We start from the raw sequence: 11,080 nt of genomic DNA, 5'->3' as shown, positions 1-11,080 counted from the left end.
TCTCAAAAAGCTAGCAAACTGGACATGGAAAGGACCATGTCCAGCGTAAGACAACTGATAAATTTTATCAAAATAAGTGAAAACCCCACTTTTACTTGAAGTAAAGGTGGGGTTTGTCTACGGTCTGGGTCACACCTAAAGAAGGTGTGACTTTTTTATCTAGAATGGTATAAAGCTTCACCCGACGGAATAAACTGAACTTGATTTTAAAAAAAGAGGTGTCTTTATGATTCATTATGATCAATTCCAGTTAATCCAAAAAGCATTGGCGTCAACTGTTCAGGAAATAGAAGGGCATGAAACTGGACAATCTGCTCAGCTTGCGGCAGCCATTCAGGACTTAGCACTGGCTCAGGCCTACATAGAGCGTGCAGAGCATGCATTTTTAATGAAGGAAAGCTATCATCATCGCCTGCATTTTTAAATAAAGATTGTCTTTCCCCAGCATAAATGTTATTATTGAATGTCTGAATGATTCAAAAGTTGGGGGTTGTAGCAGGTGACAGCATCTCGTTTGCCTTTTTCATTATCAAAAGAACACAATTTTTACGAAGAACTGGGCAACTGGATTGGTGATGTATTTTATGACATTTTGCCAGAAAAGGGCTTTGATCTTCGAGATGAACAAATATACATGGCTTTTCAGTTAGAAAGAGCCTTTAAGGAAAAAAGTGTGATGTTTGCCGAAGCTGGGGTAGGTACAGGCAAAACAATCGTCTATCTATTATTTGCCGTCACGTATGCAAGATATAAAGGGAAACCAGCAATTATCGCATGTGCAGATGAAACGTTGATTGAACAGCTAGTCAAACAAGAAGGTGATATCTATAAAATTGCCAATCACCTCGATATTCAAATAGATGCGAGATTAAGTAAATCGCATGATCAATATTTATGTTTAAAAAAATTAGAAAAAACCATGCAGCGTGAAGATGATGAGAAGTGGCTCGATATTTATGAATCGCTTCCTGCATTTGTTCATGAATCACATGGTATGCAGACCTTTTATCCGTATGGAGATCGAAAAGAGTATCCAGAATTAACAAATGATGAATGGTCAAAAGTCGGCTATGACTCCTTTCAGGACTGCTTGACATGTGACATGCGACACCGTTGCGGCCTGAATCTATCAAGAGATCATTACCGAAAAGCAACAGACTTGATCATCTGCTCTCATGACTTTTACATGGAGCATGTGTGGACAAAAGAATCCCGCAAACGTGAGGGGCAGCTTCCACTGCTACCTGAACATAGCTCTGTCGTATTCGATGAAGGACATCTTCTTGAGTTTGCAGCACAAAAAGCTTTAACTTATCGAGTGAAGCAATCCACGCTCGAGACATTTTTAGAGCGTCTGTTACAAAACGACATTCGCGAAGAATTTGCAGAGCTTGTTGAAGATGCACTAACAACAAATGATGAATTCTTCTATCTCTTAAAAACACATGCCAAAGAGGTCAAAGGCTCACATCGACTTGAAATTGGATGCGTGAATGAGGTCAAGCGTTCATCAAGTGAACTGTGTAACTTACTTGAAAAAATCGGAGAAGCACTCGTATTTGAATCCGAGATGTATACAATTGATCAATACGAATTGTCTGTTGTGGAAGAATACATTGAACAAATGGCGTATTCTCTGTCGCTTTATCAAAAAAATGCCATTAGCTGGCTTGAAAAACAGGAATTAGATACGACATTTGTTGTGATGCCGAAGACGGTTGCAGAGGTACTGGGCGAAAAAGTATTCTCGCAAAAAATTCCTTATATCTTCTCTTCTGCTACTTTGTCTGAAAATCAATCCTTCGATTATTTAGCAGAAAGTCTTGGTATCAAAGACTACTTATCAATGAGTGTAGCCTCGCCGTATGATTATGACGAGCAAATGCAGATTTATTTCCATGGGATACAGCAGCCATTCTTGCAGCCGGAAGAAAAAGGGCAGCAAGTGATCGCTCACCTGAAAGAAAATGGAGGACGATCTCTTATCCTATTCCCTTCATTTGATGAACTTCATTTATTTAGAAAGCAGCTTAATGCATCAGGTGAAGCACTGCCTTTCCAGGTGTATTTTGAGGGGGACGAAGAGGTTAGTACCCTTGTTCAAAAGTTCCAGGCAGATGAGACGTCTGTCTTATGCTCCGTTCATTTGTGGGAAGGGTTGGATATTCCTGGTCAATCACTAACGAGTGTCATTATTTGGGGACTCCCTTATCCGCCGCATGATCCTGTATTTGAGGCGAAACGGAATGAAGCAAAGGATGCACATGCTGAAGTGGACCTTCCATATATGTTGCTTCGATTAAGACAAGGCATTGGGAGACTGATTCGGACGAGCCAAGATGCCGGAAGCATTCATATATACTTTGATCGCAAGGAAGATGAAGAGCTTCAAAGTAAAGTGGAATCTGTTCTGCCAGTGAAGTCAGTGGTCCCTTCAAAATAGGAGGCCAGCTACGAAAAGAGGAGGATGCCAACTGTGCATCCTCCTCTTTTTCATTGACAAAAGAACATTCATTGAAGTAGCCTTGAAACGTACATACATATTTTATTGATTGGGGGAACGAACGTATGAGTCTTGAATCAAAAGAGAAAGAATTTTATCAGCTACTAGGAAAAATTGCCCACTATACAGAGGCACTCCATTTGCTTTATTGGGACTCTAGAACACAGGCTCCTAAAAAAAGCGCTGATTTCAGAGCGGAAACCATCGGTCAATTATCAAGTGATATTTTTAATATGAAGACTTCAGATGAAATGAGAGATCTTCTTTATGCATTAAATAAGCAGGGTGATGAGCTGTCAAAAGATACACAGAAGGCGCTCGAATTATCACAAAAAGAGTATGATGAAAACAGCAAAATTCCAAAAGAAGAATTTAAGGAATACTCCATTTTACAATCAAAAGCAGAGCATGTTTGGGTAGAAGCAAGGGAGAAATCAGATTTTTCACTCTTCGCACCATACTTAAAACAGCTCATTGATTTTAACAAGCGATTTATTCAGTATTGGGGCGTGAAAAAAACGCCATATGATGTGCTGTTAAATAACTATGAGCCAGATATGACCGTAGAACAGCTTGATCAAAAATTTGGTGCACTTCGCGATGCCATCGTTCCTCTAGTGAAAAAAATTGAAACCTCTCCAAATAAACCGGATACTTCATTTTTATCGAAAAGCTTCCCGATCGACAAGCAAAAAGAACTGAGTCTCTTTTTCTTAAAAGAGTTAGGGTATGACTTCGATGCAGGTCGTCTTGATACAACAGTTCATCCGTTTGCTGTAACATTAAGCAAGGGTGATGTTCGAGTGACGACCCGTTATGATGAGCATGATTTTCGGATGGCGATCTTTGGTACCATTCATGAGTGTGGTCATGCCATCTATGAGCAAAACATTGATGAGGCGCTTAGCGGAACGCTATTATGTGATGGTACGTCAATGGGGATACATGAATCACAGTCACTATTTTTTGAGAACTTTATTGGCAGACATGAAGATTTTTGGAAAGCATATTATCAAAAGCTGCAAGAGGCTTCTCCTGAACAATTTAAAGATGTATCTTTAGAGGACTTTGTTCTTGCAGTGAATGAATCTAAGCCGACTTACATTCGAATTGAAGCAGATGAACTTACGTATCCGCTTCACATCATCATCCGGTATGAAATTGAAAAAGCCATTTTCAATGAAGAAGTAGCCGTTGAAGACCTACCTACCCTTTGGAATGAAAAATACAAAGCGTATCTTGGTATTACGCCACCTAACGATGCACTTGGTATCTTACAGGATGTTCACTGGTCTGATGGAAGTTTTGGTTATTTCCCTTCATATGCTCTTGGTTATATGTATGCGGCACAATTAAAGCATCAAATGATCAAAGATTTACCGAATTTTGATGAACTGATTCAAAATGGGTCTTTTGCACCGATAAAAGAATGGCTAACTGAACATGTCCACCAACATGGAAAACGGAAAAAGCCATCTGAAATCATTCAAGATGCAACTGGCGAAGAATTAAATGTTCAATATTTAATCGACTATCTAACAGATAAGTATTCGAAACTGTATTTATCATAAATGAAAGGCACCCTTTGATGAGAAGGGTGTCTTTGTATGTGAGAATATTCTAAAAACGAACATTAAAAGACTTGCCGCTATTGCAAAGCATGCGAAGGCAAAAGCCGAGTGGTGATTACTATAAAATTAGCACCTTAGAAGCTCAAGCTTCCATCGTCCCAACAATAACGTTGGAATTATTGCTAAATTCGGTATAAAATGGGCTATTTGTTGGTTATATATTCTGCTACTGCTGAAGTGTAAGTTGACTTAACCCTTCTATTAAAATTGTGTGGGCAGCTGCCTCATAAATTTCCTCTTTTTTGTTTTTAAACATAAAAAAACACTTACTTTACTGAACGGTCGGTAAAGTAAATGTTAACCATTGAAAAACAAGTGTGTCAATCGATTCATTTTAAAGAGGGTGTTTTCACTAAAAAATATATCTTAATAATAAGGATATGGTCCATATGGTGGTGGATAAGGATATCCATAACCATATCCTGGAGCAAGAAGGGATCCAGCAAGAAGGCCACCTGCAAAACCACCTAAAAATGGAGGTCCGAAAAAGCCAGGTCTTCCAAATCCGAAGCCAGGTCTTCCAAATCCAAAGCCAGGTCTTCCAAATCCAAAGCCAGGTCTTCCAAATCCAAAGCCAGGTCTTCCAAATCCAAAAGGTCTTCTCATATCGTCTTGAAAAAACGGCGTTTCAAAATAATTCATAAAAAAAGGCTCCTTTCACATAAAATCACTGTAACTGACATCAGTGTATTCTAATTGCACACATGTGTTTGGGTGAACGCCTATTATAAGGGGGAATGGTAAAAATGGGCCTGTATCCGTCTGATTGGGCTAAATGTCCGCCTCACGCTCATGTATATAAAGCACGAACAGATGTGACAGAAGAGCATTATCACCTAATCGAAGGTATATCTGAGCCTGTGAATGGAAGCAACACCGACCAGCATACTCATTTTTACCAAGGGGTCACATCTTTTGAAAGGGGGCATTACCATAGATATTACGGCATCACAGGGCCTGCTATCCCAAGAGTGGATGGGACGCATTATCACGAAATTCAGGAAGTCACGTTTCCTGCCTACACAGATGCTGTCCCCATCCAGTACGGAGGTGTGGTCTATAGTGCAGATGAACGGCCAACGCATAAGCACCGTTTAAAAGGAAAGACATATGAAGTTGTCGGAAATGAACCACTCGGCTGGTGACGGGAGTATATAGGAGAGAAAGAGAAGTTATGCTATACTGTAGGCAGTTTGTAAAAGAGAGTGATGTTATGAAAAAAGCAAAACAACCAATTATTGTGCTAGTAGGTCCGACGGCTGTTGGCAAAACAAAGCTGAGCATTGATATAGCCAAAGCATTTCATGGAGAAATCATCAGCGGGGATTCTATGCAGATTTATAAAGGAATGGATATTGGAACAGCTAAAATCACCCGAGAAGAAATGAATGGCATCCCGCACCATTTAATTGATATTAAACAGCCGAATGAATCATTTTCTACAGCTGAATTTCAGCAGCTTGTCCGATTGAAAATCAAAGAGATTGCCGCTAGAGGGAAAATACCTATGATTGTCGGTGGAACAGGCCTGTATATCCAATCTGTTTTATATGATTACACGTTTACTGATGAGAAAAGTGATCCTGCTTTTAGAAAAGAGATGACGCTGTTTGAAAAGCAGAATGGACCGCTTCAGCTGCATGAAAAGCTAAAGGCAGTAGATCCTGACGCTGCAAAAGCAATCCATCCGAATAATGTACGCCGCGTGATTCGTGCGCTAGAGGTCATACATACAACTGGTCAGAAAATCTCTGAGATTCAAAACGGGCATCAAGAAGTTCCTCTTTATGACACAGCCTTCATTGGGCTGAAGATGGATCGAGAGCTTTTGTACCAGCGCATTCATCAAAGAATTGATATGATGTTAGATGAAGGCTTAATAGAAGAAGTGAGCGCGTTATATCAATGTGGTTTGAAGGACTGTCAGTCTGTTCAAGCGATTGGTTATAAAGAACTGTACGCCTATTTTCAAGGTTACTGCTCACTTGATGAAGCCATCGAGCAATTAAAGAAAAATTCCCGAAGATATGCGAAACGTCAGTTTACGTGGTTCCGTAATAAAATGGATGTCACTTGGTTTGATATGACACCACCTTGCCACTTTTCAGACAAAAAAGATGAAATTTTTGCATATATAGCAGGAAAGCTTGGACTTAAAGCGAAACTGTAGTTATCAGAATCAAGGAGGACGAAACATGAAACCGATTAATATTCAGGACCAATTTTTGAATCAGATCCGCAAAGACAATACATTTGTCACAGTATTTTTACTGAATGGCTTTCAGCTTCGCGGTCAATTGAAGGGATTTGACAATTTCACAGTGCTGCTTGAAACAGAAGGGAAGCAGCAACTTATTTATAAACATGCCATTTCTACATTTACGCCTCAAAAAAATGTGAATCTAGAAATAGAATAGGACCAATTTTGTCACCAATAGCCTCATGCATCTGCGAATAAACCGGCCGGAACCCGCTACGTTTTTTGTCAGTGCAGAGGGGCTATTTTGCATGCCGTGAAACCTTTCTGTCCATGTTGCGTAGGATTCCTTATTGGACATTTGAAAAGGAGAGAATCTTTATAGAAAATGCAGACTTGAATTAAGAAGGATGAGAGTACTACTCCTATTGATCGGCATCGTTGTCTTATTTGGTTTGTGCGCCATCTCAAACATAGAAACGAGACAACGAGGAGGACGTCAAAGGCATTTTACGATCATCCGTTCAGCTAAAAAATAATCACTTTGCTATGGTGAAGGATGATGAAGTGCATGTGTATCGATTTGATGAATAAGAAGGGGAGCTTACTCTTATTACAACGAAGTACATAGATGAATGGGACGAATATGATGATGAGCTTGATGAAGAGTAGGCACTTAAATTTACAAATGAATGTGAAGTCGCTACACTATAATCATGTATCGGACATCTAGACAGAAAAGGATGAGTTCATGACACACAAAATTAAAATTAATCACTGGGAACAAACTTGTGAAGACGACTCCTGTCTCGAATATGGAACAAGTGTTTCCGTAAATGGGAAAGAATTAGTGAGACAAGCCTCAATCGTCTCTGCGCTTAAAGCTGTGCTAAAAGAATTAGATGTTGAAGTGGAAATAACAGAAGTGTCAGAAGATTTACAGTGCGATGCCTACAAAAAATAAAACAAAAAGTCTAGTCTACTAAGAGATTTTTTTTCGTGTTATGATAGATTTCGGTTTCAGTTGAATAGGGAGTAGGGCAGTCTATTTTTAAATCCTGCTCTGCTCTATTTATTTGAATGTACGAGTTCAGCTATGAATGTTCGGCTGGGTTGGTTGATTTTTTTCGTTTTTAATATCTATATGTTGTGTTTAAAAAAAACATAGTATACTATATATAGTGAATAACCGAATGATCAACAATACTAAAAACTAGGTCGTGATGGAATTGATTCAAATCGTATTTGATTCAAAAACAGGAAATGTTCAACGTTTTTTGGACAAGACCCCTTTTACAGACAAACGAAAATTGACTGGAGAAGAGTTTTTGGATACGCCGTTTATTCTCGTCACCTTTACGACAGGATTTGGACAAGTCCCTAGTACCACTCAGTCCTTTTTAGAGAAAAATGCGCACCTTTTACTAGGTGTAGCTGTGAGTGGCAACAAAGTGTGGGGAGATAATTTTGCAAAAAGTGCCGATACGATTTCTAAACAATATCAAGTTCCTATTTTGCACAGCTTTGAACTAAGTGGAACAAAAAGGGATGTTGAATTGTTTACAGAGGAGGTAGAAAGAATTGTCACAAAATCAGGTTCCAAAGTGGATACAATTAAATAACGAGATTATGATTCAAAAAGAAGGAAAGTTTCAGTTCGATAAGGACAAAGAAGCTGTACATAGTTATTTCGTAGATTATATTAATCAAAACACGGTCTTCTTTCACAATTTAGAAGAGAAGATTGATTACTTAATAGAAAATGACTACTATGAGGAAGAATTTATAAGACAATACAGCATGGCGGATATTAAAGAAGTATTCGATGCTGCTTATGCCAAAAAATTTAGATTCCCATCATTTATGAGTGCGTTTAAGTTTTACAACGATTATGCACTGAAAACAAATGATAAAAAGAAAATCCTTGAACGCTATGAAGACCGCATTTCGGTTGTGGCTCTTTTCTTTGCGGGCGGAGACAAACAGAAAGCAATTGAGTTTGTAGAGCTGATGATCAACCAGGAGTATCAGCCGAGTACACCAACATTCTTAAACGCTGGTCGTAAACGGCGCGGTGAGCTAGTGAGCTGCTTCTTGCTTGAAGTGAATGACTCATTAAACGATATTTCAAGAGCGATTGATATCTCCATGCAGCTTTCTAAACTAGGCGGCGGCGTCAGCTTGAATCTTTCAAAGCTTCGTGCAAAAGGTGAAGCGATCAAAGATGTAGAAAACGCCACAAAAGGTGTCGTAGGCGTCATGAAACTTCTTGATCATGCATTCAGGTATGCAGATCAAATGGGACAAAGACAAGGATCAGGCAGTGCCTACCTCAATATTTTCCACAGAGATATCAATGATTTCTTAGATACGAAAAAAATCTCTGCTGATGAAGATGTTCGTGTTAAAACACTCTCCATCGGTGTTGTTATCCCAGACAAATTTATCGAGCTTGCAAGAGAAGATAAAACAGCTTACACTTTCTATCCACACACAGTTTATAAAGCATATGGACAGCATCTTGATGAGATGGACATGGAAGAAATGTATGACGAGCTTGTTGAAAACCCGAAAGTCAAAAAAGAAAAAGTCAATCCGAGAAAGCTTCTTGAAAAATTAGCTGTTCTGCGCTCAGAATCAGGCTATCCATATATCATGTTCCAAGATAATGTGAATAGAGAGCATGCACTGAACCATATTTCACGTGTGAAATTCTCTAACCTTTGCTCAGAAGTGCTTCAGGCTTCAGAGGTATCCTCTTACACGGACTATGATCAAGAAGATGAGATCGGTCTTGATATTTCTTGTAACCTCGGTTCCTTAAATATCATGAATGTCATGAAAAACAAGTCAATCGAAAAAACGGTTAAGCTTGCAACAGACTCACTAACACTTGTGTCCGAAACAACAGATATCCGCAATGCACCGGCCGTTAGAAAAGCGAACAAAGCGATGAAGTCAATTGGACTTGGTGCGATGAACCTTCACGGGTATTTAGCTCAAAACCAAATCGCCTATGAAAGTGAAGAAGCTAGAGATTTCGCTAATACGTTCTTTATGATGGTGAACTATTACTCTATTAAACGCTCAAGTGAGCTTGCAAAAGAAAAAGGAGAAACATTCCATCGTTATGAGGGCTCTGGATATGCAACTGGTGAGTACTTCAATAAATACGCGGAGAATGATTTCACACCAAAAACAGAAAAAGCGGCAGCACTATTTGAAGGTATGCACATTCCAACAAAAGAAGATTGGGCAACGCTTAAAGAATTTGTAGCGAAAAATGGCATGTACCATAGCTATAGATTATGTATTGCCCCAACAGGTTCAATTTCTTATGTTCAATCGGCAACGGCTTCGGTCATGCCGATTATGGAGCGTATTGAGGAGCGGACTTACGGAAACTCAAAGACGTACTACCCAATGCCGGGGCTGTCGCCGCAGAACTGGTTCTTCTATAAAGAAGCGTACGATATGGACATGTTTAAAGTGATAGATATGATCGCAACGATTCAGCAGCACGTCGACCAAGGTATCTCATTTACGTTGTTCCTAAAGGATACGATGACGACGCGTGACTTAAACCGCATTGATCTTTATGCACACCATAAAGGCATTAAGACACTTTATTATGCAAGAACGAAGGATACAGGGCAGGAAGGCTGTCTTTCTTGTGTTGTTTGATTAAAGGAGAGTTTAACGTGACAAAAATTTATGATGCAGCCAACTGGTCAAAACACGAAGACGATTTTACACAAATGTTTTACAACCAAAATGTGAAGCAGTTCTGGCTTCCTGAAGAGATTTCCTTAAACGGGGATCTCTTAACTTGGAAATATTTAGGTGAAGAAGAACGCGATACGTACATGAAGGTACTTGCTGGACTGACTTTACTTGATACAGAACAAGGAAATACAGGGATGCCGATTGTCGCAGAACATGTAGACGGCCATCAGCGTAAAGCCGTGTTGAACTTTATGGCGATGATGGAAAATGCGGTTCATGCGAAATCATACTCCAATATCTTCATGACGCTTGCACCAACTGAAACCATTAATGAAGTATTTGAATGGGTCAAGAAAAATAAATTTTTGCAAAAGAAAGCAGATATGATTGTAGGTCTATACCGTTCGATCCAAAAGGATGATCCTATTTCCTTATTTAAAGCAATGGTTGCTTCTGTTTATTTAGAAAGCTTCCTATTTTATAGCGGCTTTTACTACCCGCTTTATTTCTATGGACAAGGAAAGCTCATGCAAAGTGGTGAAATCATTAACTTGATTTTGCGCGATGAAGCGATTCACGGTGTGTACGTTGGATTATTAGCGCAAGAAATTTACAACAAACAAACACCTGAAGTGCAAAAAGAGCTATATGATTTCTCCATCGATCTGCTAAATGAGCTATATGAAAATGAACTTCATTACACTGAGGATATATATGACCAAGTCAATTTATCACATGATGTGAAGAAGTTCATTCGTTACAATGCCAATAAAGCGTTAATGAACCTTGGATTTGCTCCTTACTTTGAAGAAGAAGAGATTAATCCGATCGTATTGAACGGACTCAATACAAAAACAAAGTCACATGACTTCTTCTCAATGAAAGGGAACGGCTACAAAAAAGCAACAGTTGAGCCGTTAAAAGATGACGACTTCTTCTTTGGAGATGAATCATAAGTGATACGCAAAAGTCAAAACGCATCACTCGTTTTGGCTTTTTACCATTTCTTACAACGTGTTACAT

Annotated in this window: 11 protein-coding genes; 10 read left to right on the top strand and 1 reads right to left on the bottom strand. The window is 39.2% G+C overall.

Annotated features, from left to right (window positions below; translation table 11 throughout):
- Nucleotides 1-226 precede the first annotated feature (226 nt).
- The 3 genes from WAX46_RS10560 (at nucleotide 227) to WAX46_RS10550 (ending at nucleotide 4,074) form a co-directional block, all read left to right on the top strand.
- On the top strand, nucleotides 227-424 hold the full coding sequence (locus WAX46_RS10560) for a hypothetical protein (protein ID WP_226568848.1): 198 nt from the start codon (nucleotides 227-229) through the stop codon (nucleotides 422-424).
- Nucleotides 425-499: 75 nt separating this feature from the next.
- Nucleotides 500-2,443, top strand: a complete 1,944-nt coding sequence (locus WAX46_RS10555) for an ATP-dependent DNA helicase (RefSeq protein WP_336493888.1) — start codon at nucleotides 500-502, stop codon at nucleotides 2,441-2,443.
- A gap of 125 nt (nucleotides 2,444-2,568) precedes the next feature.
- Entirely contained in the window at nucleotides 2,569-4,074 is a 1,506-nt protein-coding gene (locus tag WAX46_RS10550) for a carboxypeptidase M32 (protein WP_226568851.1), read from the top strand.
- Nucleotides 4,075-4,500: 426 nt separating this feature from the next.
- Here the strand turns inward: WAX46_RS10550 and WAX46_RS10545 are convergent, their stop codons facing one another.
- Nucleotides 4,501-4,776, bottom strand: coding sequence for a spore coat protein (locus WAX46_RS10545; protein WP_336493887.1), 276 nt, complete (start codon nucleotides 4,774-4,776; stop codon nucleotides 4,501-4,503).
- Between the two features lie 104 nt (nucleotides 4,777-4,880).
- Here WAX46_RS10545 and WAX46_RS10540 point away from each other — a divergent pair, with 104 nt between their 5' ends.
- From WAX46_RS10540 to nrdF, 7 genes are all read left to right on the top strand, one after another.
- Nucleotides 4,881-5,279, top strand: a complete 399-nt coding sequence (locus tag WAX46_RS10540) for a YmaF family protein (protein ID WP_226568855.1) — start codon at nucleotides 4,881-4,883, stop codon at nucleotides 5,277-5,279.
- Nucleotides 5,280-5,347: 68 nt separating this feature from the next.
- Complete coding sequence (miaA, locus tag WAX46_RS10535) at nucleotides 5,348-6,304, top strand: tRNA (adenosine(37)-N6)-dimethylallyltransferase MiaA (protein ID WP_226568857.1); 957 nt, start codon at nucleotides 5,348-5,350, stop codon at nucleotides 6,302-6,304.
- A 25-nt stretch (nucleotides 6,305-6,329) separates the two neighbouring features.
- Nucleotides 6,330-6,551 carry an RNA chaperone Hfq gene (hfq, locus tag WAX46_RS10530; RefSeq protein ID WP_226568860.1) on the top strand — a complete coding sequence of 74 codons (222 nt, stop codon included), beginning with the start codon at nucleotides 6,330-6,332 and terminating at the stop codon, nucleotides 6,549-6,551.
- Nucleotides 6,552-7,082: 531 nt separating this feature from the next.
- Complete coding sequence (locus WAX46_RS10520) at nucleotides 7,083-7,295, top strand: hypothetical protein (protein ID WP_226568862.1); 213 nt, start codon at nucleotides 7,083-7,085, stop codon at nucleotides 7,293-7,295.
- Nucleotides 7,296-7,560: 265 nt separating this feature from the next.
- Nucleotides 7,561-7,953, top strand: a complete 393-nt coding sequence (gene nrdI, locus WAX46_RS10515) for a class Ib ribonucleoside-diphosphate reductase assembly flavoprotein NrdI (RefSeq protein WP_226568864.1) — start codon at nucleotides 7,561-7,563, stop codon at nucleotides 7,951-7,953.
- A complete protein-coding gene (gene nrdE, locus WAX46_RS10510) occupies nucleotides 7,913-10,015 on the top strand; it encodes a class 1b ribonucleoside-diphosphate reductase subunit alpha (protein WP_226568866.1) in 2,103 nt (700 codons plus the stop codon). Before nrdI ends, nrdE begins: the two co-directional genes overlap by 41 nt.
- Before the next feature lie 17 nt (nucleotides 10,016-10,032).
- On the top strand, nucleotides 10,033-11,013 hold the full coding sequence (gene nrdF / locus WAX46_RS10505) for a class 1b ribonucleoside-diphosphate reductase subunit beta (protein WP_226568868.1): 981 nt from the start codon (nucleotides 10,033-10,035) through the stop codon (nucleotides 11,011-11,013).
- The last annotated feature ends 67 nt before the right edge of the window (nucleotides 11,014-11,080 follow it).

Origin of the sequence: Bacillus sp. FJAT-53060, from assembly GCF_037104745.1 — a bacterium.
Lineage (GTDB): Bacteria > Bacillota > Bacilli > Bacillales > Bacillaceae > Bacillus > Bacillus stratosphericus_B.
This window is presented reverse-complemented; position numbering and strand designations above follow the sequence as displayed.

Coding starts and splice junctions, on each gene's coding strand:
- WAX46_RS10560 (WP_226568848.1), top strand. CDS start 227: ATGATTCATTATGATCAATTCCAGTTAATCCAAAAAGCATTGGCGTCA.
- WAX46_RS10550 (WP_226568851.1), top strand. CDS start 2,569: ATGAGTCTTGAATCAAAAGAGAAAGAATTTTATCAGCTACTAGGAAAA.
- WAX46_RS10545 (WP_336493887.1), bottom strand. CDS start 4,776: ATGAATTATTTTGAAACGCCGTTTTTTCAAGACGATATGAGAAGACCT.
- WAX46_RS10540 (WP_226568855.1), top strand. CDS start 4,881: ATGGGCCTGTATCCGTCTGATTGGGCTAAATGTCCGCCTCACGCTCAT.
- miaA (WP_226568857.1), top strand. CDS start 5,348: ATGAAAAAAGCAAAACAACCAATTATTGTGCTAGTAGGTCCGACGGCT.
- hfq (WP_226568860.1), top strand. CDS start 6,330: ATGAAACCGATTAATATTCAGGACCAATTTTTGAATCAGATCCGCAAA.
- WAX46_RS10520 (WP_226568862.1), top strand. CDS start 7,083: ATGACACACAAAATTAAAATTAATCACTGGGAACAAACTTGTGAAGAC.